Annotated in this window: 24 protein-coding genes and 1 tRNA gene; 16 read left to right on the forward strand and 9 right to left on the reverse strand. The window is 62.4% G+C overall.

All coding sequences use genetic code 11. The annotated features are described in order from the left end of the window. The 6 genes from ACFT1A_RS25780 (at nucleotide 1) to ACFT1A_RS25805 (ending at nucleotide 6,327) form a co-directional block, all read left to right on the forward strand. The gene (locus ACFT1A_RS25780; RefSeq protein WP_378449302.1) at nucleotides 1-723 is read left to right on the forward strand and encodes a copper homeostasis protein CutC; all 723 of its coding nucleotides are present in this window, start codon (nucleotides 1-3) and stop codon (nucleotides 721-723) included. Nucleotides 724-853: 130 nt separating this feature from the next. Continuing rightward, nucleotides 854-2,404 carry a CoA-acylating methylmalonate-semialdehyde dehydrogenase gene (locus ACFT1A_RS25785; RefSeq protein ID WP_214888709.1) on the forward strand — a complete coding sequence of 517 codons (1,551 nt, stop codon included), beginning with the start codon at nucleotides 854-856 and terminating at the stop codon, nucleotides 2,402-2,404. A gap of 14 nt (nucleotides 2,405-2,418) precedes the next feature. Continuing rightward, nucleotides 2,419-3,579, forward strand: a complete 1,161-nt coding sequence (locus tag ACFT1A_RS25790) for an isobutyryl-CoA dehydrogenase (RefSeq protein ID WP_378449303.1) — start codon at nucleotides 2,419-2,421, stop codon at nucleotides 3,577-3,579. Continuing rightward, entirely contained in the window at nucleotides 3,576-4,634 is a 1,059-nt protein-coding gene (locus ACFT1A_RS25795) for an enoyl-CoA hydratase/isomerase family protein (RefSeq protein WP_378449304.1), read from the forward strand. Before ACFT1A_RS25790 ends, ACFT1A_RS25795 begins: the two co-directional genes overlap by 4 nt. A 23-nt stretch (nucleotides 4,635-4,657) precedes the next feature. Next, nucleotides 4,658-5,551: a 3-hydroxyisobutyrate dehydrogenase gene (gene mmsB, locus ACFT1A_RS25800; protein ID WP_378449305.1), complete on the forward strand. Its 894-nt coding sequence runs from the start codon at nucleotides 4,658-4,660 to the stop codon at nucleotides 5,549-5,551. Then, nucleotides 5,551-6,327 (forward strand): enoyl-CoA hydratase, encoded by a 777-nt coding sequence (locus ACFT1A_RS25805; RefSeq protein WP_283307405.1) that lies wholly within the window; start codon nucleotides 5,551-5,553, stop codon nucleotides 6,325-6,327. The genes mmsB and ACFT1A_RS25805 overlap by 1 nt, the downstream gene beginning before the upstream one ends. A gap of 91 nt (nucleotides 6,328-6,418) precedes the next feature. On the opposite strand, the gene ACFT1A_RS25810 is transcribed toward ACFT1A_RS25805, so the two are convergent. Next, the gene (locus ACFT1A_RS25810; protein ID WP_054825961.1) at nucleotides 6,419-6,952 is read right to left on the reverse strand and encodes a MarR family winged helix-turn-helix transcriptional regulator; all 534 of its coding nucleotides are present in this window, start codon (nucleotides 6,950-6,952) and stop codon (nucleotides 6,419-6,421) included. Nucleotides 6,953-7,037: 85 nt separating this feature from the next. Between ACFT1A_RS25810 and mraY the strand changes: the two genes are divergently transcribed. Continuing rightward, entirely contained in the window at nucleotides 7,038-8,114 is a 1,077-nt protein-coding gene (gene mraY / locus ACFT1A_RS25815) for a phospho-N-acetylmuramoyl-pentapeptide-transferase (RefSeq protein ID WP_003941316.1), read from the forward strand. Here mraY and ACFT1A_RS25820 read toward each other — a convergent pair. Next, nucleotides 8,111-9,379: a multidrug effflux MFS transporter gene (locus ACFT1A_RS25820; RefSeq protein WP_378449306.1), complete on the reverse strand. Its 1,269-nt coding sequence runs from the start codon at nucleotides 9,377-9,379 to the stop codon at nucleotides 8,111-8,113. The two genes, mraY and ACFT1A_RS25820, sit on opposite strands and share 4 nt — an antisense overlap. A gap of 233 nt (nucleotides 9,380-9,612) precedes the next feature. On the opposite strand from ACFT1A_RS25820, the gene ACFT1A_RS25825 reads away from it, so the two are divergent. Together ACFT1A_RS25825 and dcm are read left to right on the forward strand one after the other, a co-directional pair. Continuing rightward, nucleotides 9,613-9,683: transfer RNA gene (locus ACFT1A_RS25825), tRNA-Cys, on the forward strand. 153 nt (nucleotides 9,684-9,836) lie between these two features. Continuing rightward, the gene (dcm, locus tag ACFT1A_RS25830) at nucleotides 9,837-11,138 is read left to right on the forward strand and encodes a DNA (cytosine-5-)-methyltransferase (RefSeq protein WP_378449307.1); all 1,302 of its coding nucleotides are present in this window, start codon (nucleotides 9,837-9,839) and stop codon (nucleotides 11,136-11,138) included. An 82-nt stretch (nucleotides 11,139-11,220) separates the two neighbouring features. On the opposite strand, the gene ACFT1A_RS25835 is transcribed toward dcm, so the two are convergent. Both ACFT1A_RS25835 and ACFT1A_RS25840 read right to left on the reverse strand, forming a co-directional pair. Beyond that, nucleotides 11,221-11,346 (reverse strand): hypothetical protein, encoded by a 126-nt coding sequence (locus ACFT1A_RS25835; protein WP_003941303.1) that lies wholly within the window; start codon nucleotides 11,344-11,346, stop codon nucleotides 11,221-11,223. 394 nt (nucleotides 11,347-11,740) lie between these two features. Next, complete coding sequence (locus tag ACFT1A_RS25840; protein ID WP_378449308.1) at nucleotides 11,741-12,388, reverse strand: TetR/AcrR family transcriptional regulator; 648 nt, start codon at nucleotides 12,386-12,388, stop codon at nucleotides 11,741-11,743. Nucleotides 12,389-12,485: 97 nt separating this feature from the next. On the opposite strand from ACFT1A_RS25840, the gene ACFT1A_RS25845 reads away from it, so the two are divergent. Both ACFT1A_RS25845 and ACFT1A_RS25850 read left to right on the forward strand, forming a co-directional pair. After that, nucleotides 12,486-14,276 carry an amidohydrolase family protein gene (locus tag ACFT1A_RS25845; RefSeq protein ID WP_378449309.1) on the forward strand — a complete coding sequence of 597 codons (1,791 nt, stop codon included), beginning with the start codon at nucleotides 12,486-12,488 and terminating at the stop codon, nucleotides 14,274-14,276. Continuing rightward, a complete protein-coding gene (locus ACFT1A_RS25850; RefSeq protein ID WP_378449310.1) occupies nucleotides 14,273-15,118 on the forward strand; it encodes an alpha/beta fold hydrolase in 846 nt (281 codons plus the stop codon). The genes ACFT1A_RS25845 and ACFT1A_RS25850 overlap by 4 nt, the downstream gene beginning before the upstream one ends. A gap of 73 nt (nucleotides 15,119-15,191) precedes the next feature. Here the strand turns inward: ACFT1A_RS25850 and ACFT1A_RS25855 are convergent, their stop codons facing one another. Genes ACFT1A_RS25855 through ACFT1A_RS25865 form a run of 3 tightly spaced genes read right to left on the reverse strand, consistent with a single transcriptional unit; the run spans nucleotide 15,192 to nucleotide 18,290 of the window. Continuing rightward, entirely contained in the window at nucleotides 15,192-16,331 is a 1,140-nt protein-coding gene (locus ACFT1A_RS25855; protein WP_378449311.1) for a sulfotransferase family protein, read from the reverse strand. Nucleotides 16,332-16,338: 7 nt separating this feature from the next. Continuing rightward, the gene (locus tag ACFT1A_RS25860) at nucleotides 16,339-17,121 is read right to left on the reverse strand and encodes an SDR family oxidoreductase (RefSeq protein WP_007726165.1); all 783 of its coding nucleotides are present in this window, start codon (nucleotides 17,119-17,121) and stop codon (nucleotides 16,339-16,341) included. Nucleotides 17,122-17,123: 2 nt separating this feature from the next. Next, nucleotides 17,124-18,290, reverse strand: a complete 1,167-nt coding sequence (locus ACFT1A_RS25865) for a hypothetical protein (RefSeq protein ID WP_378449312.1) — start codon at nucleotides 18,288-18,290, stop codon at nucleotides 17,124-17,126. Nucleotides 18,291-18,405: 115 nt separating this feature from the next. On the opposite strand from ACFT1A_RS25865, the gene ACFT1A_RS25870 reads away from it, so the two are divergent. The 5 genes from ACFT1A_RS25870 (at nucleotide 18,406) to ACFT1A_RS25890 (ending at nucleotide 23,776) form a co-directional block, all read left to right on the forward strand. Then, a complete protein-coding gene (locus tag ACFT1A_RS25870; protein WP_378449313.1) occupies nucleotides 18,406-19,341 on the forward strand; it encodes a helix-turn-helix domain-containing protein in 936 nt (311 codons plus the stop codon). Between the two features lie 145 nt (nucleotides 19,342-19,486). Beyond that, nucleotides 19,487-20,413 carry a sulfate adenylyltransferase subunit CysD gene (gene cysD / locus ACFT1A_RS25875; protein WP_378449314.1) on the forward strand — a complete coding sequence of 309 codons (927 nt, stop codon included), beginning with the start codon at nucleotides 19,487-19,489 and terminating at the stop codon, nucleotides 20,411-20,413. After that, nucleotides 20,413-22,257: an adenylyl-sulfate kinase gene (gene cysC, locus ACFT1A_RS25880; RefSeq protein ID WP_378449315.1), complete on the forward strand. Its 1,845-nt coding sequence runs from the start codon at nucleotides 20,413-20,415 to the stop codon at nucleotides 22,255-22,257. Before cysD ends, cysC begins: the two co-directional genes overlap by 1 nt. Continuing rightward, nucleotides 22,254-23,408 (forward strand): 3'(2'),5'-bisphosphate nucleotidase CysQ, encoded by a 1,155-nt coding sequence (locus ACFT1A_RS25885; protein WP_378449316.1) that lies wholly within the window; start codon nucleotides 22,254-22,256, stop codon nucleotides 23,406-23,408. Before cysC ends, ACFT1A_RS25885 begins: the two co-directional genes overlap by 4 nt. Then, nucleotides 23,405-23,776: a limonene-1,2-epoxide hydrolase family protein gene (locus ACFT1A_RS25890; protein WP_378449317.1), complete on the forward strand. Its 372-nt coding sequence runs from the start codon at nucleotides 23,405-23,407 to the stop codon at nucleotides 23,774-23,776. Before ACFT1A_RS25885 ends, ACFT1A_RS25890 begins: the two co-directional genes overlap by 4 nt. Nucleotides 23,777-23,785: 9 nt before the next feature. Here the strand turns inward: ACFT1A_RS25890 and ACFT1A_RS25895 are convergent, their stop codons facing one another. Further along, nucleotides 23,786-24,937, reverse strand: coding sequence for a N(5)-(carboxyethyl)ornithine synthase (locus tag ACFT1A_RS25895; protein ID WP_378449318.1), 1,152 nt, complete (start codon nucleotides 24,935-24,937; stop codon nucleotides 23,786-23,788). Between the two features lie 233 nt (nucleotides 24,938-25,170). Then, a complete protein-coding gene (locus ACFT1A_RS25900) occupies nucleotides 25,171-25,548 on the reverse strand; it encodes a MarR family winged helix-turn-helix transcriptional regulator (protein ID WP_230817046.1) in 378 nt (125 codons plus the stop codon). Between the last annotated feature and the right edge of the window lie 39 nt (nucleotides 25,549-25,587).

Genomic DNA, 25,587 nt, shown 5'->3' on the forward strand with positions numbered 1-25,587 from the left:
ATGACCGTCTTGGAACTGGCTGTGCAGGACGTGCGGGGGGCAAGGATCGCGCGTTCGGTAGGAGCAACTCGAGTCGAGGTGTGTGCGGCCCTCGGCCCGACGGGGGGAGTGACGCCCAGCATCGGCGTGATCGAGGCAGCGTCGGAAGTGGGGATCGCGGTACACCCGCTGATCCGTCCGCGCGCCGGAGGTTTCGTGTTCTCACCCGACGAAGTGTGGGTGATGGAGCACGACGTCCGTGCTGCAGTGGCGGGGGGAGCTGCCGGCATCGTGATCGGCGCGCTGACAGAAGACAATTCCATCGACACCGTCGTGCTGCGCCGCATCATCGGATGCGTCGACCCGGCGAGAGTCGAGGTGACAGTACATCGTGCGATGGACGTGGTGACCGACCGTCTGACCGCGCTGGACGAACTGATCGACCTCGGCGTGACCCGCGTGCTGACGTCCGGGGGTGCGGACACTTGCAGTGAGGGCCTCGAAGAGATCCGGCGAATGGTCGAACATGCCGCGGGCCGGATCCAGATCATGGCGGGTGGCGGAATAACCGTCGACGACATTGCGGCAATCGCTGCCGTCGGCGTCGATGCGGTGCATCTCTCGGCACGCAAGGTTGTCGCGGTGTCCGGCGGACCTGGTGGGGGATCGGATGGATACGACGTCACCGATGCCGTAGTCGCGCAGGAAGCGGCGGCCGCGCTCCGCGCTGTGCGCCTTTATTAACCCCCCGCGGTTAATAAAGGCGCACAGCCCTTTGGGCTCTAGACATACATGGACATCCAACTATAGGATGGTAGACATATTCACTGCTGCCTCCTCGGCGGTCCATACGAGCAAGGAACGGGTTAGCACAATGGTTGAAAATGCGACGGTTCACGAGTTGACGCACTTCGTCGGTGGCAAGCGTGTTCCCGGGACATCTGATCGATTTGCAGACGTGTTCGATCCCAACACCGGCAAGGTGCAGGCCCGCGTCCCCCTCGCGAGCAAGGCCGAGACCGAAGCCATCATCGCCAATGCCGAAGAGGCGCAGCTGGTGTGGGCAGCGTTCAACCCGCAGAAGCGCGCCCGCGTGCTGATGAAGTTCCTGCAGCTCGCTCAGGCGGAGATGGATTCCCTGGCCCGCCTCCTCTCGTCCGAGCATGGCAAGACCGTCGCCGACGCCAAGGGTGACATCCAGCGCGGCCTCGAGGTCATCGAGTTCGCTGTTGGCGCTCCGCACCTGCTCAAGGGTGAATTCACCGAGAGTGCCGGCACCGGCATCGACGTGTACTCCATGCGTCAGCCGCTCGGCGTCGTTGCCGGCATCACGCCCTTCAACTTCCCCGCGATGATCCCGCTGTGGAAGGCCGGCCCCGCCCTCGCCGCAGGTAACGCCTTCATCCTCAAGCCCTCCGAGCGCGACCCCTCCGTGCCGCTGCGCCTGGCCGAGTTGTTCCTCGAAGCGGGACTGCCCGCCGGCGTGTTCAACGTGGTCAACGGTGACAAGGAAGTTGTCGACGTTCTGCTCACCGACGATCGCATCAAGGCCGTCGGCTTCGTCGGCTCCACGCCGATCGCTCAGTACATCTACGAGACGGCCGCAGCTCACGGCAAGCGCGCACAGTGCTTCGGTGGCGCCAAGAACCACGCGATCGTCATGCCGGACGCCGACCTCGACGAGGTTGCCGACGCCCTGATCGGCGCGGGCTACGGCAGCGCCGGCGAGCGTTGCATGGCCATCTCGGTTGCCGTTCCCGTCGGCGAGGAGACAGCGGACGCTCTTGTCGCGAAGCTGAAGGAACGCGTCGCGAAGCTCAAGATCGGTCGCAGTGACGACGAAGGCGTCGATTTCGGTCCCCTGGTCTGCCAGGATGCCCTCGACCGCGTCAACAACTACGTGCAGATCGGCATCGACGAGGGCGCAACGGCAGTCGTCGACGGCCGCGGCTTCACCCTCGAAGGCCACGAAGGCGGATTCTTCGCCGGCGCAACCCTGTTCGACAACGTCACCTCGGACATGCGCATCTACAAGGAAGAGATCTTCGGACCCGTCCTTCAGGTGGTACGTGCTGCCGATTACGAAGAGGCACTGCGTCTTCCGACCGAACACGAGTACGGCAACGGTGTCTCCATCTTCACTCGCGACGGCGACACCGCGCGTGACTTCACCGCTCGCGTCAACGTCGGCATGGTCGGCGTCAACGTGCCGATCCCGGTCCCGATCGCTTACCACACCTTCGGTGGCTGGAAGCGCTCCGGATTCGGTGACCTGAACCAGCACGGTCCCGACTCCTTCCGCTTCTACACCAAGACCAAGACCGTGACGCAGCGCTGGCCTTCCGGCAAGAAGGAAGCAGGTCAGGAGGGTCGCTCCGTAGACTCCGCTCCTGACAACCACTTCGTCATCCCCACGATGAACTGATCGGAACACTTTCCATGTTTACTCTGACCGATGACGAGCGGGCGATTCGTGACACTGCCCGCGACTTCGCGGCCGAGCATCTGGCGCCCAACGCAGTGGAGTGGGATCAGACCAAGCATTTCCCGGTGGACGTCCTCCGTAAGGCGGCGTCCCTGGGGATGGGCGGTATCTACATTCGTGAAGACGTGGGTGGCAGTGAGCTGAGCCGCGTCGACGCTGCCCGGATCTTCGAAGAACTCGCCAAGGGTGATCCGTCGATCGCCGCGTACATCTCCATCCACAACATGGTCACGTGGATGATCGACCAGTTCGGCAATGACGAACAGCGCCACAAGTGGGTTCCCGGACTCTGCTCGATGGACCAGCTGGGCAGCTACTGCCTCACCGAACCCGGTGCAGGATCCGATGCTGCGGGCTTGAGCACCAAGGCTGTTCGCGACGGTGACGACTACATCCTCAACGGCGTCAAGCAGTTCATTTCCGGCGCAGGCACTTCCGACGTGTACGTCGTGATGGCCCGCACCGGATCTGCAGGTGCCAAGGGCATTTCGGCGTTCATCGTGCCCAAGGATTCACCCGGACTGTCCTTCGGTGCCAACGAGGTCAAGATGGGTTGGAACGCGCAGCCCACTCGCCAGGTGATCTTCGAAGACGTGCGCGTTCCCGCTGCCGACATGCTCGGTGAAGAGGGCAGCGGATTCCGCATCGCCATGAAGGGTCTCAACGGCGGTCGGCTGAATATTGCCGCCTGCTCGGTCGGTGGGGCTCAGTCGGCACTGGAGAAGGCCGTTGCATATCTGGTGGACCGCAAGGCTTTCGGTTCGGCACTGATCGAGTCGCAGGCCCTGCAGTTCCAGCTCGCCGACATGCGCACAGAACTCGAAGCGGCCAGGACGTTGCTGTGGCGCGCCGCCGCAGCACTCGAAGACGGAGCGCCCGACGTCGTGGAGTTGTGTGCGATGGCCAAGCGCTTTGCGACCGACACCGGATTCGACGTTGCCAACAAGGCTCTCCAGCTTCACGGCGGGTACGGCTATCTTGCTGAGTACGGGATCGAGAAGATCGTTCGCGATCTTCGTGTTCATCAGATCCTCGAAGGCAGCAACGAGATCATGAGGGTGGTCATCGCGCGCAGCGTGGTCGCATCAGGTCAGGGAAAGCAGGGAGCAGCATGAGCGACGAGCTCGAGGTATTGATCGAAAAGCGTGACGGACTGGGGCTCATCACCCTCAACCGGCCCAAGGCGATCAACGCCCTCAACCACTCGATGGTCAAAGCGATGGCCAATGCACTCGAGGAATGGAAGTCCGACGACGACGTCAAGGCCGTCGTACTCACGGGCGCCGGCGAACGTGGTCTGTGCGCCGGCGGCGACATCGTCTCGATCTACCACGACGCCAAGGACGGCAAGACCGGTTCGCTCGACTTCTGGCGTGAGGAGTACATCCTCAACTCCGAGATCGCGAACTACCCGAAGCCGTACGTCGCGATCATGGACGGGATCGTCATGGGCGGTGGCGTCGGAGTGTCCGCGCACGGCGACATTCGCATCGTGACCGAGCGTTCGATGATCGGAATGCCCGAGACCGGAATCGGTTTCATTCCCGACGTGGGCGGAACGTACCTGCTCTCGCGCGCTCCCGGCGAACTCGGAACGCACATCGCGCTCACCACGGCGCGTCTGAGCGCCGGGGATGCCATCGCAGCAGGCTTCGCGGATCACTTCATCCCGTCGGAGAACATCGAGACGTTCATCGCTGCGCTCGCCTCTTCTTCGGTTGCCGACGCCGTCGCGCAGTACGCGGAGCCGGCTCCGGTGTCGGAGCTGTTGGCCCAGCAGAGTTGGATCGACGCCGCGTACTCGGCAGACGACGTCTCCACCATCGTGGAGCGTCTTCGCGCAAGTGCAATCCCCGAGGCGGAGAAGGCCGCGGAGCAGATTCTCGGCAAGTCGCCCATCGCACTGTCGGTGACCCTGCGATCGCTGCGCCATGCCAAGGAAGCAGCAGGCTTGGAGGAAGTCCTCAACGAGGAGTTCCGGGTCTCGACGGCCGCGCTCGCCTCACACGATCTGGTCGAGGGCATTCGCGCCCAGGTCGTCGAGAAGGACCGAAACCCGAAGTGGTTGCCGGCAACTCTCGACGATGTCACGGCAGAATCCGTCGACGCCTACTTCGCCCCGCTGGGCGACAACGAGCTCGGACTCGCCCCCCAACTGCAAGGCAACTGATCACCGCCGAAGGAGCATCACTAATGAGCACCATTGGATTTATCGGACTCGGTCACATGGGTGGCCCGATGGCGGCCAATCTCGTCAAGGCCGGACACAAGGTCGTCGGTTTCGACCTGGCACCTGCGGCGCTGGAGCAGGCAGTCAAAGACGGCGCATCGGTAGCGGATTCGGCAATCGACGCCGTCCGCGGTGCGGACGTCGTGATCACGATGCTGCCGAGCGGTAAGCATGTTCTCGGTCTGTACGAAGAACTGCTGCCGGTGGCGACACCGGGCACGCTGTTCATCGACTGTTCCACCATCGACGTCGCCGATGCCCGCGAGGCACACGACAAAGCCGAAGCAGCCGGTCACCGCAGCGTCGACGCACCGGTCTCCGGTGGAGTCGTCGGGGCAACCGCAGGCACTCTCGCATTCATGGTGGGCGGTTCCGAAGCGGACTTCCAGGCCGCGTCACCGTTGCTGGACGTGATGGGCCGCAAGGTCGTTCATTGCGGCGACGCCGGTGTCGGCCAGGCTGCCAAGATCTGCAACAACATGATCCTCGGCATTTCGATGATCGCGATCAGCGAGGCGTTCGTGCTGGGCGAGAAGCTCGGCCTGAGCAACCAGGCGCTCTTCGACGTGGCGTCCAACGCCTCGGGGCAGTGCTGGGCACTGACCACCAACTGCCCGGTACCGGGACCGGTGCCCACCAGCCCGGCCAACAACGACTACCAGCCCGGCTTTGCTGTCGCGCTGATGGACAAGGACCTCGGTCTGGCTGCAAATGCGCTGCGCAACAACGGCGTCGATGCGGAGATCGGGCTCAAGGCCGCCGAACTCTACAGTCGCTTCCATGCTGCGGGCGGTGGCGGTCAGGACTTCTCTGCCATCATCAACGACATCCGTGACCGTTCGACCGAAGGACAGTAGTGACCGACTTCAACACCATCATCCTCGAGCGTAAGGGTCGCGTCGGCGTCATCACGCTCAACCGCCCGAAGGCTCTCAACGCACTGAACTCCGAGCTGATGAACGAGGTCGTCGCTGCGGTTGCCGACCTAGAAGCGGACAACGGCATCGGAGCCATCCTGATCACCGGTTCCGAGCGCGCCTTCGCCGCCGGAGCCGACATCAAGGAAATGCAGTCCAAGACGTACATGGACGCATACGTCGAGGATTTCTTCACCCCGTGGGACCGCGTTGCAGCAGCTCGTAAGCCGCTGATCGCAGCTGTCTCCGGGTACGCGCTCGGTGGCGGCTGCGAGCTTGCGATGCTCTGCGATTTCATCATCGCTTCGGATACCGCGAAGTTCGGTCAGCCGGAGATCAAGCTCGGTGTCATTCCGGGTATCGGTGGCTCGCAGCGCCTTACGCGCGCCGTGGGCAAGGCCAAGGCCATGGAACTGTGCCTCACCGGCCGCAACATGGACGCAGAAGAAGCCGAGCGTGCAGGCCTGGTCGCCAGGATCGTTCCGGCCGCCGACTTGCTCGACGACGCGTTGAAGACCGCAACCACCATCGCCGAGATGTCGCTGCCGATTGCGATGATGGCCAAGGAAGCAGTCAACCGCTCCTTCGAGACCACCCTCGCCGAGGGCGTCCGCTTCGAGCGTCGGGTGTTCCACTCGACTTTCGCGACGGAGGATCAGAAGGAAGGCATGGCCGCATTCGTGGAGAAGCGGTCGGCCGAATTCAAGCACCGCTGAACTCGAGCACCGCTGAACTTCTAGACCGCTGAAACTGCCCTCACACTCGTCGAGAGTGTGAGGGCAGTTTCTTTGTGTACGGGTGGTCGGTTCACCACTTGGTGGGCGCGCCGCCGGTGTCGAAGTCCCCGGCGGTCTTGCGAAGCTCAGTGAGGATCGTCACCAATTGTTCGAGCTTGTCCTGCTGGAGTCCGGGGTGAGCGAACACCTTGCTGTTGAGCATTTCGGTCGCTTCGAGGGCCAGTGCGCGACCGGCGTCGGAGATCTCGATGAGCGTCGCGCGTCGATCACTGGGATGCGGGACCCGCCTGACCAACTCCGCTTTCTCCAAACGGTCGACGGCATTGGTGACACTGGTGGGGTGAACCTGGAGGCGGGCACTGGCCTTGGCCATCGGGAGTGCGCCCGACCTGGTGAAGGTGAGAAGCGTCAGCAATTCGTAGCGAGCGAAGGTCAACCCGAGCGGCTTGAGTACCTCTTCGACCCGCGCCATCATGATCTGCTGTGCTCGCATCACCGACGTGACCGCAGCCATACCGTCGGCGACGTCGCTCCACCCGTGCTCCGTCCACTGACGATGCGCCTCTTCGATGGGGTCGAGGGGGAGCGGTGCGGGGGGAGACATAAGGTCGATCATCCCATGCTCCGAAGCGGTCGGGTGCCTTGTCTGATTGTGTGTCGCAGCCGCTTACGTCTGTAGAGTCCCACGGGTGATTTCAATCCTCGTCGCGGGTGGCGTCTCGTTGTTCGTCGCCCTCTTCCTGACTCCGTTTCTCATTCGTGTGCTTTCGCGGCAGGGGCTCGGGCACGAGATTCGGATCGAGGGCCCGCAGAGTCACCAAGGCAAGCGTGGCACCCCGTCGATGGGCGGCATCGCGATCATCGCCGGCATGTGGGCGGGCTACCTGGCGGCACACATCATCGGTTTCGGCTCGCGGCTACCGCGGCTGTCTGCGTCCGGTTGGTTGGTTCTCGCGCTCGCGACGTCACTGGGAATCGTCGGCTTTCTCGACGACTTCATCAAGATCCGCAAGAAGCGCAACCTCGGGCTCAACAAGACGGCCAAGACTGTTGGTCAGCTGGCGAGCGCCATCATCTTCGGCATTCTGTTCCTGCAGTTCTCCAACAACAACGGAGTCACACCAGGCAGTCAGTATCTGTCCCACGTTCGTGACATCTCGGTGTTCTCGATGGGGGCCATCGGCTTTGTGGTCTTCTTCTGCATTCTGGTGTTCGCCTGGTCCAACGCCGTCAATTTCACCGACGGTCTCGACGGTCTCGCAGCCGGCTCGATGGGCATGATCCTGGGGACCTACGTCGTCATCGCCGGCTGGCAGTACCGGAACTCGTGTGTCCTCGAGCCCGCCGCCGGATGCTACGACGTTCGTGACCCTCTCGATCTCGCGATCGTTGCTGCCGCAGCAGGCGGAGCGTGCCTGGGCTTCCTCTGGTGGAATGCCGCCCCGGCTCAGATCTTCATGGGCGACACCGGCTCCTTGGCGCTCGGCGGCCTGGTGGTCGGCCTGTCCGTCACGACGCACACCGAGCTGCTGATGGTCATCATCGGCGCCCTGTTCGTCGCTGAGATCCTGTCGGTGATCATCCAGGTTCTGGTGTTCCGATCGTCCGGCCGACGCGTATTCAAGATGGCCCCGATCCATCATCACTTCGAGTTACTCGGCTGGCCGGAAACCGTCGTGATCGCAAGATTCTGGATCTTCGTCGCGATCTCGTGCGTCCTGGGACTTGCCACCTTCTACAGCGAGTGGTTCTCCGCTGCCGGTTAGACCGATTCACTCTTTCGGGTAGTAGCCAGAAGAGCGATCAGCCCGAGCGACACACACGCCGTCATCGTGACGGCCAGAGCCGTGCTGGTGTTTCCCAGTAGGCCGACGGCGGGTGCGATGGCCGCGCCGACGCCGAACTGAAACGCACCGAGCATCGCCGCAGCAGTACCGGCCGCTTCGCCGTGACGGGCGAGAGCCAGCGCCGGGGCGTTGGGGAGAACAAAGCCGATGGCGCCTGCCATGACCCACAGTGCGATCACGAATCCGGCCAGCCCGCCCAGTTCGAGGACCGCGACAGTGATAACGACAGCGCCGGAGACAACCGCAGCGACGAGCGCCCACTTGGTGATCTGCTGAGGAGTCCAGCGGTCGAGCAGTCGCACGTTGACCTGCGAAGCACCGATCAACGCGATAGCGCCTGCGCTGAAGAGCAGCGCGAACTCCTGTTGATTGAGGCCGTACTGATCCTGATAGACGAACGACGCCCCGGAGACATACGCGAACAACGACGCCATGCCGACGCTGGAGACGAGCGTCAGGACCATGAACGTGCGGTCGCCGAGCAGCGAACCGTAGGTACGGAGAACCGACTTCAATCCGCTCGGGCGACGCTTTTCCTTCGGCAGTGTTTCTGCGAGTCCGAACGCCCCGATCATCGCCGTGCCGACGCCGATCAATGCCAGGACGACGAAGATCCCGCGCCAGTCGAGGGCGACGAGGAGAGCGCCACCGATGCTGGGCGCCAGGATCGGTGCAACACCGAGCACGAGCATCAGCCGGCTCATCACGACGGCAACGGTGTTACCGCTGTAGAGGTCGCGGACGATCGCCATGGTGACCACTGCCGCGGCCGCGGCGCCCATGCCCTGGAAGACCCGCAGGATGCCGAGGACCGCGATGCTCGGTGCGAAGACCGCCAGCAGCGACGCCAGGATGTGCACGCCGATTCCCGCAAGGAGCGGCTTCTTGCGGCCGAGAGTGTCCGAGAGCGGCCCGACCAACAGCTGTCCGAGTGCGAGGCCGATGAGAGTTCCGGTGATCGTCAGCTGAACCGTTGACGACGAGACTCCGAGATCGGCGCCGATATCCGGCAGCGCGGGCAGGTACATGTCGATGGTGAAGGGCCCGAGCGCCGTCATGGAACCGAGGGCCAGGATCTTGCCGACGCTCGGCTTACGGTCGACACTGCTCGTTTCCAGCGGGGCCGCCTCCAACGGCGGCGCTGCCTTCACAGGCGGGGCGATGGCGGTGTTCTCGGTACTCATGAAACCTTCTGGGTTGTCTGGGTCTGGCGAACTGCTCGGTCGTTCGGTCGAAATTTGGGCCGCAATCGAATGACCTGCGCCCACCGAGGGAGTCAGCATCGAGACTGACCGATTTGTTCCCGAAGGGCCCGCAGTTTTCCCAGAGAATGGAACGCTTGGTGGGATTGCACTCGAATCATGCTGAGCGGAACTGTGGTTCGACGCCGTCACTCGGGGCAGAGTTACTCACTGACGCGGGTGTGGCTGAGTGGCTAGGCACCGGCCTGCAAAGCCGTTCACACGGGTTCGAATCCCGTCATCCGCTCGTGTCGGAGACCGGCAGGCATACCGCCTGCCGGTCTCTCTTGTGTAGTCCTGGTTCACGTCGTCGGCTGAGATAGTCTGGGCTGCCGGAGCGAGCGGACCACATGAGTGAGGCACTGATTTGATTTCGGGACAGGACCTGCGATCGCGGCGCATGGACGTGGGGATCAGTCAGTTCCAGTTCGCCCGCCTCGCGGGAGTCTCGTCAGCCGTCGTCTCCGCGTGGGAACTCGACAAGGCGTATCCCAAACCACCGGCGGAGCGAGCAGTTCTCGCGGCCCTCACCGCATTGGAATCCGCGAAGCGCGAGGGCACCTACGCGGCGCCCCGGAAGCGATCGAGCGGTAGCACCCGCGCGCGTCGGGCGACACCCGTCAACGACCCCGCCTCGGTGACCCGGCGTGCAATCGAAGGGGCAGGAAGCGGCGGCCCCACCGTATTGACGGCGTTCTCGGGTTGTGGCGGTATGGCCGAAGGCTTTCGGATGGCGGGGTTTTCGGTGGAGGGATACATCGAAGTCGTGCCGGAGGCGCGCGCTACCTTCGATCGGAACTTCCCCGGCGCGAAGTGCCTCGGTGAGGACATCCGGTCGATCGACGAAGCCCGTGTGAAAGATCTTCTGGCACAAGTGAATATCGATGTGTTGGCTGGGGGACCGCCGTGTCAGGGTTTCAGTCTCGCCGGCCGCCGAGACCGCGACGATCCGCGTAACCATCTCTTCCGGAACCTACTCGAGCTCGCCGATCTGGTGAGGCCGAAGGTCGTGGTGATGGAAAACGTTCGGCTGCTGCTGAGCATGAAAGACCCGGACGGCGGGATGGTCGTCGACCGGATTCTCGGCGAAATGACTGCACGCGGTTACGACGCGTCGATCAATACGGTCAACGCGCAGGATTACGGAGTCCCGCAGTTCCGGGAGCGAGTGTTCATCGTGGCGACGCGCCGGGACAGTGGTATCGGGCCACTGTGTTTTCCGCCGAAGACTCACGGCGTGAATGGTGTTGCGCCGCTGCGAACTTTTCGTGACGCCACCGTCGACCTGGCCCCGCTGGAATCGGGGCAGGCATGCGAAACAGATCCGCTGCACTGGGCCGTCGAGCATCCCGAGCACGTCCTGCGGTGGCTGCGCGATGTGCCGGAAGGAATGTCGGCTCACGACAACGAAGATCCGGCCATGCGACCGTCGTCCGGATACAACACGACGTACAAGCGACTGCGGTGGGACGAGCCGGCGTCGACGGTCGGAACCACGTTCGGGATGATCTCGGCTTCACGCAATGTGCATCCGAAACACACCCGTTCGTTGACCGTTCGAGAAGCTGCTCGCCTCCAGACCTTTCCCGACGACTACGTCTTCGAAGGCAAGTGGGGAGCGGTGCGCACGATGATCGGCAATGCGGTGCCGCCGCAACTGGCCTCGGCGCTGGCAGGAGAGATCAAGAAGGCGCTCGGCTGAGGTCAGGCGCCGACGGAAAATGGGGCCGACATTGTCGGCCCCATTTCGAGTTACGCCCTGGCAGGGGTGTGGTGCAAGCGAATCAGCTGAGGTTGAGCTTGGCGATCAACGGCTGGACGACCTTGATGATGTCGATGACGGCGCTGAGGGTGTTGATGGAACCCATGTTTCGGTCCTCCGTGTCGTATGTACAGGTGTGTATGTACAAGGTTGTGTCTGCGTGGTGTTTCCATGCGACCTCGTGTCGCAGACACAAATTAGCAAATTGGACGCTTGTTTGGGTCGAAATGACCACTTTGCGCTGAAGTTGCTGAGAAGTTCACGGATTGTTCAGGAACGGAAACAAAAAACAGGCCGGACTCCCCGAAGTCCGGCCTGTCGATGACGCTTTGCGATCAGCTGAATGCCGACAACGCGCTGATGAGGCCGATGCCCGCAACTGCGACCTTGAGGACACTCAAGATGTCTTCGAGCTTGACACCCTCGGGCAATACGTTTTCGACAGACTCCATGTTGGATCCTTTATGTGTTGGGGTCGTGGTCCAGCGCCACTGCAAGCAAGATACCCAATCGTGACCACCTGTGAAACCCCGGCGCGCAGATCACAGTTGTGTTGCGCCGGACTCGCTAGCTGTCGCAGCCACCGTTGCCGCCACAATTTGCTCGACGCTGATGCCGGCGGCCGGTAGGCAGTGATAGAAAATTCGTTCGCAGAGGTCGACCATCTCGCCTCGTTCGAGGGTCGGCTCGTCGATCCAGTTGACGACGATTTCCTCCATGAATGCCTGCCATCCGGCAATGGTTGCCTCGACCGTCGCATTCGACTCGATGCTCAGATCCGTGAGCGCGGCGACGATCCACGTGGTGAAGGTGCGGCGCATCCCGCGGTAGATCGTGCGCATCCGGACGTCGCCGCTGCCGGCCATCCGCATAACGGCAAGGTAAATGGTGGGGTGCTCGATAACGGCATCGACGAAAGTCTCGATACCTGAACGCAGCTGGGACGTGATCGGTAGCTCGGGATCCGGTCGCATTCGATCTTCGAGATCGGCCGAGGCGGCCTCGAGTATGGCGTTCTGGAAACCCTTTTTGTTTTTGAAGTAGTGGAACAGCAGCGGCGGTGAGACGCCGGCCTCGGCCGCAACCCGGTCCATCGACAGCTGATCGAAAGGCTCGGTCCGCAACATGTGCACTGCCACCTCGAGGATTTGCCTCTGACGGTCTTCGGGGGAGCGGGGGACTGCAGCCATTCCGACATCTTATGTATTCGCTCGTAAGGTTCATTGACTTTTACTCAACGCTGTCTATAACGTGAGGTAACACATACGTGAGGCGAGGAGTCCGACAGTGTCTGCTTTCGACATCGTGGTCAACGACGGGTTGTGGTTCGACGGGACGGGGGCTCCTGGTCTACGTCGAAATCTCGGAATTCGAGACGGCGTGGTCGCGGAGGTGTCCACGACGCGCCTCGAAATCGGACCGGACACCGAGGTGATCGATGCGGCCGGCAAGTGGGTTCTCCCCGGCTTTGTCGACGTCCACACGCACTACGACGCCGAAGCCTTGGTCAGCCCAGGGCTTCCGGAATCGGTTCGCCACGGCGTCACGACGGTCGTGCTCGGTAATTGCTCACTGTCTACGGTGTATTCGACCCCGCGCGAGATCGCGGACCTGTTCAGCCGAGTCGAAGCAGTTCCCCACGATGCGGTGCTGAGCATCCTCGAAGCGAACAAGACTTGGAGCGGCCCCGCCGCTTACACCGCCGCACTCGACGCGCTCCCGCTCGGACCCAACGTCGCGGCATTCATCGGCCACTCCGACATTCGCACGCACGTACTCGGTTTGGGGCGAGGCACAGACAAGAAGGTCAAGCCGAGCCGCTCGGAGCTCGGGCGTATGGGCTCGATGCTCGAGGACGCCATCGATGCGGGGATGCTGGGTCTGTCGTCGATGACCAATGCCCTCGACAAGATCGACGGCGACGAATACCGTTCTCGCTCTTTGCCGTCGACGTACGCGCGGTGGAAGGAGTTCCGTTTCCTCAACCGTATCCTTCGTGATCGCGGAAAGATCTTGCAGAGCGCTCCGACCATCAACCTGCATCCGAACGTCGCGGCGTTCTTCGTCGAGAGTTCTGCGATCGGACGCAAGAAGCCGCTCAAGACTTCGCTGCTCTCCGGTGCGGATTCGAAGGCCTACCCGGTGATCGTGTACTTCATGCTCGCTGCGGCCCCACTGCTGAACCGTTTCGCCAAGACCGATTTCAAGTGGCAGCACCTTCCGGTTCCCTTCACGGTCTACGCAGACGGAATCGACCTCGTCGTGTTCGAGGAGTTCGGTGCCGGCGCCGCCGCGTTGCATCTCAAGGACCAGGTGGAGCGCAACAAGCTGCTCCAGGACGAGTCGTACCGCCGCGCATTCCGCAAGGACTACGACAACAAGTTCTCACCCCGCATCTGGCACCGCAATTTCTACGACGCCGTCATCGTCGGTTGCCCGGACGAGACGTTGATCGGCAAGAACTTCGGTCAGGTCGGAGACATCCGGGGAGTGCACCCGGTGGACGCGTACCTCGACTTGGTGGTCAAGTACGGGCGAGATCTTCGCTGGCGCACCACCATTGCAAATCATCGTCCCAAGTTCGCCAAGAAACTCGCTGCGAGTTCCGGCGTACAGATGGGCTTCGGCGATGCCGGTGCGCATCTGCGCAACATGGCGTTCTACAACTACCCGGTGCGGCTCCTCAAGCGCGTCAAGGACGCCCAGAGTGATCGCAAGCCGTTCCTGACCATCGAGCGCGCAATCCACCGCCTGACCGGCGAACTGGCTGACTGGTACGGAATCGATGCCGGGCATCTACGCCAGGGTGACCGCGCGGACTTCGTTGTCATCGACCCGGCCGGGCTCGACGAGTCGGTCGACGGGTTGTTCGAGGCAACCGTCCCCGAGTACGGCGGGATCAGCCGAATGGTCAACCGCAGCGACGATGCAGCCGTCGCGACAGTGATCAACGGCCGACTCGTCTACAGCGACGGCGAATTCGCCCCGGGATTCGGAACCGAAAAGACAGGTCAATTCCTGCGTGCCGGCGAAAAGGCTCCGGTTACGGGTGTCGCGAAGGCTAGCGTGGCGCTATGACTTCACCGGCGGATCGCCTCACCTCGTACTCCCGGTCCGGACTGACCTTCGACGTACGCGACGAAGGGCCGATCGACGGTCCGGTCGTGGTCCTCCTGCACGGTTTTCCGCAGGATTCGAGTTCGTGGGATCAGCTCGCACCGCTACTGCACGTCCGCGGCTTCCGTACCGTCGCACCGGATCAGCGAGGGTATTCTCCTGGCGCGCGGCCGAAAGCGCGCTGGGCGTACCGCGGGTCCGAGCTTGCCGCAGATTCTGTCGCATTGATCGACGCACTCGGTGTGGGGAAGGTGCACCTGGTCGGCCACGACTGGGGTGCCGCAGTTGCATGGCAGGTCGCTGCCGAGCGTCCCGATTTGCTCAATACCGTGACCGCGGTGTCGGTTCCGCATCCACTTGCGTTCGTCAAGGCGATGGTGACCAGCACACAGGGACTGAAATCGTGGTACATGGGGGCGTTCCAATTGCCCTTCGTTCCCGAGAAGGTTCTGTCCTCCACGTCGGCGGGTGAGAAGTTCCTGATCTCGAGCGGACAGACGCCGGAGAACGCACGGCGCGATCTGAATGCCATGCTGGCTCCCGGCCGCCTGCGCGGTGGTCTGAACTGGTATCGCGCGATGTGGATGACCAAGCCGAACCCCGCAACTGCCCGGGTCACCGTGCCGACCATGCACGTCTGGAGCGACGGCGATGCTGCCATCGGGCCCAAGGGTTCTGCGCTCACCCCCGCGTTTGTCGACGGCCCGTACCGGTTCGAGGTTCTCAGCGGCGTGAGCCACTGGATTCCGGACGAGGCGCCGGTCGAGTTGGACCGACTGCTGGGTGAGCATCTCAGCAGCTGACCGCGTTTCGATCACTGAAGCCCCGCCGATCGGCGAGGCTTCAGTTGTCAGCGAGGTCGTCGGCCAGCGGTGGTCAGCGAGTTCCGAATCGCTCTTCCACCTGCTCCTTCGTCAGACCGAACTCCTCGAGCGTGTACTTGTGCGAAGGTCGGCGAGCGCCCGAGCGGCTTTCCTCGTGCATGGCCTCCATCGACTGCTGCGCGGCAGATGTCAACGGGATGTCGAAGTGTGTGTAGATGTTCTCGACGGTGCCCAGCGGATCGGTGACGAAGTCCTGATAGTCGACGTCGATGAACTGTGCCGGATTGTGGTGTGCGCGTGCACTGTCGAACTGCTCGAGACCCCTGGCCCACAATTCCAGCTGACTTTCGCCGATCACCTTGTCGGTGAACGTGTTCGACCAACCATCCGTGGCCTGAGCGGCCAGGCTGCACACCGACGGAATGATCGTCGTAGGGGAGCGGTGAGTCTGAATGACGAGCGCATCGGGGTACGCCTGCATCAATTCGTCGAGCGCAAACAGGTGGCTCGGGTTCTTGAGGACCCACCGTCGATCCTGATCGGGCAGACCGATCAACTGCAGGTTCTTCTTGTGTCGTGCATAGGCATTCGACCATTCCTGGTCCTTCAGCCATGCGGAGTACGTGGGCAGGTTCGCCAGGCACTCGTAGGACACGGACTTGAACGTCTGGCGTAGCAGCTGCCAGCACTCTTCGACTTCACTGGCTGACATGTAGTGCACGCCCATGAATTCGGGATGCTCGACGTGGTGCTGGCCGAACGTCTCCTCGATCTTGGCGAAGACCGGGTTCGACTCCCACGTGTCACGAGGTGGTCGAGGCTGCGGAAACTCGGTCAGCCACATCTCGAGGCCCTGGTGGGCCGGGTCGACTGTGAGGAGGCGGTGCAGGGCCGTGGTGCCGGTGCGCGGCAATCCGGTGACGAAGATCGGACGCTCGATCTTGACGTCGGCGTGCTCAGGGTGTTCCTTCCATGCCGATTCACTGAGCAGACGTGCCACCAGCGCGCCGCGAAGGAATACCCGAGAGATCTTGCTGCCGAAGGGGGTCAGATCCTCGTCGCGGTCGTAGGACTCGAGGAGGACCGACAGAGCCTCGGTGTAATCGTCGACGCCGAAATCCGTAAGTCCGGTCATCCGCGTTGCCGAGGCGTGGAGATCCTCGACGGTGCCGACGTGAGTGCGTTCAGTCATGGTGCTCCTAGTGATGGAATTCGCCGCAGTTGACGTCGATACATTGGCCCGTGATCGCGCTGGCCATCGGAGACGCCAGGAAGATCGCCGCGTCGGATACTTCATCCGTGGTCGGTAGGCGCTTGAGGTCGGTGTTCGAGGCGGTGTGCTCGTAAATTTGCTCGACGGTCATGCCGAACTTCTCCGCCTGGTGTGCGAAATAACCCTTGAGGGTATCGCCCCAGATATAGCCGGGTGCAATCGAATTGACACGAATTCCCTGCGGGCCGAGTTCGGTGGCCAGGGACTGCGACATGGCGAGCAGGGCGGACTTCGCCATCTTGTAGCTGCCGTAACGCTCTTGCGAATGCCGCAACACCATCGAATTGATGTTCACCACGGAGCCGTCCGACTCGGCAAGGGCCGGCGTGAACAGCTGAGTCAGACGAAGTGCCCCGAGCACGGTCAACTCGATGCTGTCGCGGATGTGCTGGTAATCGGTGCGAGCCAACGGTTTCATCGACGGTATCGAGAATGCATTGTTGATCAGGGTGTCGACTTTGCCGTAGGCGGCAATGGATTCGGCCACCAGATTCTCGGCGGAAGCCTGGTCGGTGATGTCAGTGGCCACGGTGACAGCGCGTCCACCGGCATCGACGATTTCCTTCGCGACGTCGTCGAGTCGCGATTGCGTGCGCGCTGCGAGAACAAGACTCGCGCCGGCCGACGCACAACGAAGGGCCAAAGCGCGGCCGAGTGCCGGACCGACTCCGGAGATGACTACTACACGGTCTTCGAGCAATGCGGTCATGATTACCCCAGCATTCGGTTGTCGATGGCGCCCTGGCGCTGGGCAATTCGCGCTGCCCACTCCTCGGCGGTGATGGCGTTGGTGTCGAAATGCGGCAGGTGCTTCGCAATATCTTCGACTGGAACGATGTCGACGGTTGGGCCGTCCTCGGGCGTCAGCTCACGGGATACGCGCTGCCAACGGAACTGAAGAATGCCGCGCGGATGTCCGACGGTTTCGATCCAGTTGGTGACACCGGGGTTCTTCGCGCTGACCACCATTCGGACCATCCCGTCCGGATCGACCTGCGCCTGGCCGTTGTTGAGGGAGGTCTGATGATTGACGTAGTCGAGCGAGATGTACCAGAGGCTCCCCAGTTGGAAGCCGAGATACGGTGCGTCCGACGCCGGAACGGTGATGATCATCGCCTGCTCGTCGGTGAGTTCGTAATGTCCCACCGACGAGTACTGCGTCGCCAGTCCGCCCGGAGTCAGTCGCGGTTCGGTCATGGTGTTGACCGTGAGCTTGAGGTAGAACCACTCCGGAAACTGCAGCCACGTCTTGACCCGCGTGACCAGGGCCTTCCCGGCCCGTGCATACCGCTTCTCGGTCTCTTCCGCGGTGAGGGGCGGCGGAGCGATCCCGATCGAATCGGTGCGCTCGATGCGGATCACGCCGCGCTGCTGACTCCAATCGCTGTAGACCTCGCGCACGACCAACTGCGAGGATCCTGGCGCCAGGGTGTAGTAGTTGGCTCGCCCGTCGGCAGGACCGGGGCCGAACCACGCGACGAAGTTGCCGTCGTCGTCTATCTCGAGTTCGCGGTCGTCGAAGGCGATCTCGCTTCCGGGAACATTCGAGTTGGTGTAGTTTCCGCTCAATACCTGGAAGCTGAGATCGGCTGTGGTGCCGCGCTTTCCGGTGACCTTGTATTCCTTGTCGTCGTTGATACGAGCGCCGAAGTACAGGGTGTCAGGGTTGTCGAGACCCATCTTGGTGAACGGTCCGGTGCCCTGGATGAAACTCGGATGGGTCTTTTCACCGGCCCACGCGGCATGCGTCGTCGCGATGATTCCGCCGGCCAGATATTGGTATCCCTCCAGTAGATCCTGCTCGGATCTGATGTGCGGCGCAGTCTCGATCAATTTCTCGGCTTCGGCGATCGCCTCGGCAAACGGGTCCGTCAGCACGCTGGCTCCTCACAGTTCCGACTATGTCGCCGGCCCAGAGCGTCGTGGTACAAATATGTACCTATGGGGTAGATGTTTGGTATTCGACAATAGAACGCGTTCTAGGGAGTGGTCAATGGGTGGACCGGAGAAGGCGCCTGAAGAGGGTCGCTCGAGGGGGAGGCAATCGCCTCCCACCGAACGGGTGGTTCAGGTGCTCGACTACCTCGTCGGCCGCCCTGACCAGCGGTTCGGGCTGTCGGAACTCGCCCGCGCCCTCGATATCAGCAAGCCGACCTGCCTGGGAATTCTCACGGCGCTGGCTGACCGTGGGTACCTGACACGGGACGAGGTGTCCAAGACCTACGGGCTCGGTCCAGCTTTGATCGCGGCCGGACGTGCAGCTCAGCGAGGATTTGCCGTCGGACCCATTGCCCGCACCCACCTGGAGAAGGTGAGCGCGGAGTTCGGCACGACGTGCACGGCGTCCGGTGTGATCGGTGATCAGATCAGTGTTCTCGAAGTGACCGGACCGATCGGCGCGCGTCGCACCGCCAAGGTCGGTCAGGTGTATCCGTTCGCTCCGCCGGTCGGACTGATGTACGTCCTCTGGGGTTCGGATCACGACATGGACAGTTGGCTGAGCAAGGAGCCGAGCTTGCCGGTGCGCTTGGATCGCGAGCGCCTGTGGAACGTGGTCCGCGAGTGCCGATCCGCGGGGTACCTGGTCGAAAGTCTGGATCCGGTGGGGCAGCGACTTCACACGTTGATGGCGGGCGTTGCGACGCACGATCTTCCGCCCGAAGTGCGTGAGCTGCTCGGTGAGATGGTCTCGAGCCTGGGTGAGCGGGTGTACCTGGGGCGCGACATCAGCTCTGACGACGAGCATCCGGTCAGTCTCATCGCCGCCCCGACCTACGACGCCGAAGGGCACCAGGCGCTGGTGCTCACGCTGTATGTCGGCGGCGCAATTTCGGGTGCCGAGATCGAGCGACGCGCCGCGGCTCTGGTCTCGGCGGCGGATGCGGTGACGGCGGAAGTTGGTGGACGGAGTCCGGTTCGCGGTCTGTGACGTCTGGTTGCCGGTCATTGACCTTTGGGTAGAACGAGTTCTATTCTGTGATTGCGTTCAATTTAGAACCAGTCCGGTACATAAATGTACCGATGCGGTGACGAAGTTCCCGCAACGGAGTCAGTGATGCTCAGGAGCGAAAGACATGGCAACACTCCAGACCCCGCCCGCCTACGAGTTGTCGCATCTGCGAGCCCTCGAAGCGGAGGCGGTCCATATTTTCCGCGAAGTCGCAGCGACCTTCGAAAAGCCGGTCCTCCTGTTCTCCGGAGGTAAGGATTCCGTCGTGATGCTGCACGTGGCAGCCAAGGCGTTCTGGCCTGCGCCATTGCCGTTCGCCGTGATGCACGTCGACACCGGTCACAACTTCGACGAGGTGATCGAGTTCCGTGACCGCACGGTCGATCGCTTCAACCTGCGGCTTGTCGTCTCCAGCGTGCAGGACGACATCGACGCCGGACGCGTCATCGAGGACACCGGAGTCGGTTCCAGTCGCAATCGCCTGCAGACGCACGCGTTGCTGCGCGGAATTCGCGACAACAAGTTCGACGCAGTGTTCGGTGGTGCTCGCCGCGACGAAGAGAAAGCGCGAGCCAAGGAGAGGGTGTTCAGCTTCCGAGACGAGTTCGGGCAGTGGGATCCCAAGGTGCAGCGGCCTGAACTGTGGAACCTGTACAACGGCAAACACCGTAAGGGCGAACATATTCGGATCTTCCCGCTCTCCAATTGGACAGAGCTCGACATCTGGCAGTACATCGAGAGCGAGCAAATCGACCTTCCCGGCATCTACTACGCCCATCGGCGTGAGGTGGTTCCGCGGGACGGAATGCTGTTGGCACGCACCCGCTTCCTCGAGCTCCGCGCGGGTGAGGAGTCCTACGAGGCGTTGGTGCGCTTCCGCACGGTCGGCGACGCAACGTGCACCGGATGCGTCGAATCGTCGGCCGAAAATCCGGCCACCGTCGTGGAAGAGGTTGCTGCGAGCCGTATTACCGAGCGTGGCGCAACCAGAGCTGATGACCGTATTTCCGAAGCCGGCATGGAAGATCGTAAGAAAGAGGGGTACTTCTGATGCCGCAACTGCTGAGAGTCGCTACGGCGGGCAGTGTCGACGACGGTAAATCCACACTCATCGGCCGGTTGCTCTACGACTCCAAGTCGATCTTCGAGGATCAACTCGAGGCTGTGGAGCGGAGCAGTCGAGAACGCGGAGACGAGTACGCCAACCTCGCGCTACTGACCGACGGATTGCGCGCCGAGCGTGAACAGGGCATCACGATCGACGTGGCCCACCGGTATTTCGCCACCCCTCATCGCAAGTTCATCATCGCCGACACTCCCGGGCACGAGCAGTACACCCGCAACATGGTGACCGGCGCTTCGACGGCAGATCTCGCCCTGATCCTGGTGGATGCCCGTAAAGGAGTGCTCGAACAGACGCGGCGCCATGCCTTCCTGTCGACTCTCCTGGGTATTCCCCACCTCGTGTTGTGTGTGAACAAGATGGACTTGGTGGGCTGGTCTCAGGAACGATTCGAGGAGATCAAGGAAGAATTCCGGCAGTTCGCGATCAAGTTGGACGTCCACGATCTGACGTTCATTCCAGTCTCGGCGCTGTTGGGAGACAACATCGTTGCGCGGACAGAGAACATGTCGTGGTACGACGGGCCGTCGCTGTTGCACCATCTGGAGCAGGTGCACATCGCGTCGGATCGCAACTTGATCGACGCTCGGTTTCCGGTGCAGTACGTGATCCGTCCGCAGAAGCAGACCGACGCCGACCTCCACGATTTCCGTGGTTACGCGGGAACAGTGGCCAGTGGCGTCTTCAAGCCGGGCGACGAAATCGTGGCGTTGCCTTCTGGATTCACGTCGACGGTGAAGGCAGTGCACGGGCCGGGCGGCGACGTGATCGACGAGGCGTTTGCGCCCGCGGCCGTGTGCATCGAACTGACCGACGATCTCGACGTCAGCCGTGGGGACCAATTGTGTCGGCTCAACAACCGGCCGCAGGTCGGGCAGGAAATCGATGCGATGGTCTGTTGGCTGACCGAACAGACCACGCTGTCGGAGAACAATCGCTACTCGTTGCTGCACACCACGCGCTCCACGAAGGCGCAGATCGTCAAGCTCGACTATCGCCTGGACGTCAATTCTCTGCACCGCGACGAGCAGGCAGAATCTTTGTCCCTCAACGAGATCGGTCGCATCTCGATCAAGACGCAGCAGCCGTTGATGTTCGATCCCTACCGCCGCAACCGCGTGACAGGCAGCTTCATTCTCGTGGACGAGACCACGGGCAATACCGTCGCAGCCGGAATGATCAACGGACCGACACTCAAGGAATCGCGCGTCGTCTGGCACAGTTCGGAGGTCTCTCGCGAGGAACGTGCGACTACCGGCGGGACTGTGTGGCTCACCGGTCTCTCGGCCTCGGGTAAGTCCACGATCGCGGTGGAACTCGAGCGGCGTTTGGTGGCCGCGGGTATCCCGGCGTACCGCCTCGACGGCGACAACCTCCGGCACGGATTGAACGCGGATCTGGGATTCAGTGCCGATGACCGCGCCGAGAACGTCCGCCGAGTCGGCTCGGTGGCGCAACTGTTCGCCGATTCCGGGGCCGTGGCAGTGGCCTGCCTGATCAGCCCGTACCGCGAAGATCGTGATCGAGTGCGGGCGGCGCACGAGGCCGCTGGACTGAAGTTCGTCGAGGTCTATGTCGACACCCCGATCGAGCAATGTGAAGCCCGAGACCCCAAGGGTATGTACGCCAAGGCCAGGGCCGGGGAAATCAAGGGATTCACCGGCGTCGACGATCCCTACGAAGCTCCGACAAGCCCCGAGTTGGTGATCAGACCCGAAGACGGAACGCCTACCGAACTTGCGCTGCGAATTATGGAAGTGTTGGACCGGTGAGCGAATCCACACACAGCAGAATCGCCGACGAGGCACTCGCGGCGGAATTGGCGCAGGCCGCTGGTGCGATCCTCCTGGGGATCCGAGCCGAGGGTCTGGGTGTCGACGACGGTCGTGAGCTGGGTCGCCGGGGCGACAAGGCCGCCGATTCCTACATCCTCGACCGGTTGGCGGCCGAGCGGCCGGGCGATGCCGTGCTCTCGGAAGAATCGGCCGATGATCGCAGTCGCCTGGAGGCGTCCCGAGTCTGGATCATCGATCCGCTCGACGGCTCCAAGGAATACGGACTCCCGGATCATTCGGATTGGGCAGTGCACGTGGCGCTTTGGGAACGCGATAGCGGGATTACCGCAGCCGCGGTGTCGCAGCCCGCGCTCGGCGCCGTCTATTCCAGTGGCGACGAGGCAGTCTCGGTGACTGCCAACTCTCCGCTCCGGGTAGTCGTCAGTGGCTCGCGGCCACCCGCATTCACCGAAGCCGTGGCTGCCGAACTCGGCGCAGACGTTGTGCACATGGGGTCGGCCGGCGCCAAGGCGATGGCGGTGGTGCGTGGTGAGGTCGATGCGTATCTGCACGCCGGTGGGCAGTGGGAATGGGATTCGGCGGCTCCGGTCGGCGTCGCGCAGGCAGCAGGACTGCATTGCAGCCGCATCGACGGTTCGCCGTTGCTCTACAACGAATCTCACCCCTACCTGCCGGACCTCGTGATCTGCCGACCAGAATTGGCTGAGTCGATCCTGGGTGCAATTGCCAAGCACTCCACGGAGTCTGCGGTCAGCGGGCGCATCGCCATGGCACGTGAGTACGTGAACGCATTGCTCACTCACGACGCAACGAAGGTCCGTTTTGCCGCCGACGCCTGGCGAGTCGAGAACGGTCAGCGAACCGGTGACACCGGCGCTTTCATCAGCAACGAGCTCGAACAGGGGCAGCAGTATCGCGGAATCGTGGCGATACGTGAACTCGCGCTGCGCGAGTGGGGCGAGAGCGTCGTAGCGCGGTATCTGCTGGATCTCGGAACACCTGGCCAGGCGCCGGCCGTCACGGTTTTCGTCACCGAGTACTTCGGGATACCGGCAGGCGAGATCGAAAGCATCATGGCAATCATCGAACCCCACGAAGACAATTCGAAAGAGGCTGGCACACAATGACACCGGACAAGCTGGTCACCGAATTCTGCGCACTGTGGGCAAATGCCGATGTCGCGAAGATCGTCGAGTACTTCACCGATGACGTCGTTTATCACAACATTCCGATGGAGCCCGTTGTCGGCCGCGAGGCCGTCCGCGCGTTCATCGAGCAATTTGTCGGTGCCTTCGGAAACATCGACTTTCAGATCAAGCGTCAGGTCGCGGACGGCAGCGTGGTGATGAACGAACGCGTCGACGTCTTCACCATCAACGGCGCCGAGGTAGCGCTCCCGGTGATGGGGGTATTCGAAGTCACGGACGGAAAGATCAGCGCCTGGCGCGACTATTTCGACATGGCGCCGATCAACGCGGCAGCCGGCCAGGCCTGATCGGGGCGGCTACTCCGCGATGACGGCGTGCGGGTAGTCCGGCGAGCGGTGCTGGAACCGTGTGATGGCCGGATTCACGATGACGCCGTCACGGATTTCGATGGCTCGATCGACGGTCTCGTCTGCCTTCCATGCCGTCTCTCCCGCCATCACGGTGGGCAGGTAGGGGAGAAGAGACTCGCTGATTTCCCACGATGCCGAGTTCCACAGGTACGACGGACTGTGGTCGACGCCGTAATAGGTGATGTTGTCACCGACGATGAAGGTCGGCTCGGCAAACGAGGTGGGGCGAGCCCAACTGAAGCCCATGCCTTCGTCGCACGACACGTCGACGATGAGGCTGCCGGGTTGGAAGTCCATGAGGTCTTCCTCGGTCAGGAAAGTCAGTGGGGCGTCGGTGTTCTGCAGTACGCAGTTGACGACGATGTCGTGCTCGGCCAAGAAGCCGGGTACCGGCACGCTGTGGTTGTCGAGCATCACGTGGCTGCCACGGACGTCACCGTTGTTGTTGTCGAACGAGACCATGCGCGCCGAGTGGATAGGGGAGCTGACGGCGGTGACTCCACGTTGGGTGAGGACGTTCACTTCGTGGATACCGTGCGCCTTGAGTGCTGTGACCGCGCCGCGTGCAGTGGCTCCGAAACCGATCACGGCAGCAGTGAGACGGCGGCCGTAGTCTCCGGTGGAACCGATCAACTGCAGGGCGTGCAGTACCGAGCAATAGCCGGCGAGCTCGTTGTTCTTGTGGAACACATGCAGATTGAACGATCCGTCGCTGTGCCAGAAGTTCATGGCCTCGAAGGCGATGAGAGTCAGTTTCTTGTCGATCGCGATCTGTGTCAGTTCGGTGTCCTGGACGCAGTGCGGCCAGCCCCAGAGAACCTGACCGGATCGTAGTTCGGCGAGGTCACGCACCAACGGCTTCGGTAGCAGAACCACATCGGTTTCCGCCAAAATCTGCTTGCGCGTGCGGATTCCGGCAACCAGGCGCGAGAGGTAGTCGTCGGAGTAGCCGAAGGGGTGGCCGTAGCCCTCTTCGAGGTAGATCCGAGAACGTAGTTCGGCATCGATGCGATCGAAATGCGCAGGATGGATCGGCAACCGGCGTTCTGCCGGTTTGCTCGACTGTCCGATGACTCCAAGGGTGCGTGCGTTGTTCAATTGTGTATCTCTCGATAGGAGCAGGTAGAGATGTCAGGCAGGAGCCTGAGGGACTAGCAGAAGCCGCAGAAACGCTGGCAGATTGCCTCGGCCAGGACCGCGTGAAAGCGTGCTGGCTGCGCTGCTGTCGATCGCCGACGGCAACAGAAAGGCGCGTCGGTATGTCCTCAGTCTAGTCCGGAACGGCCCTCGCCCGGTGGCCGGGCGCGGTGTGCTGCTCCTCTGACATGCGGCTACTGCTCGCGCAGGCGCGAATCCAGTACGGCCAGTTGAATTTTGCTGGCGTCCGCGTGTACCTGGCGTCCTTTGTCGGTGACATCGACGAACACTCCGCGCCGGTCGGCCTCGCACAGTGCTCGCTGAACCAGTCCGGCCTTCTCGAGGCGGGCGACGCTGCGGGAGAGCGCGCTGGGACTCAGGTACATCTCCGAGGCCAGCTCCTGCATGCGTGGACGTTCGCACGAGGCGTCCATGAGCCGGTCGAGAGCCTCGAAGTCGCTCATGCTCAGCCCATGCGCCGACTGCATCTGGCGATCGAGTTCGCACGCGATGTCGTTGTAGCTGGTCGACAGCGAGCGCCAGGTGTTGCGCAATTCGGATTCCGACGTCACGTCCGCATTCTAGTTGAAGACTCGATTACGTGCAATTGC

The organism is Rhodococcus sp. NPDC057135 (assembly GCF_042670865.1).
In the GTDB taxonomy this organism is placed as follows: domain Bacteria; phylum Actinomycetota; class Actinomycetes; order Mycobacteriales; family Mycobacteriaceae; genus Rhodococcus_F.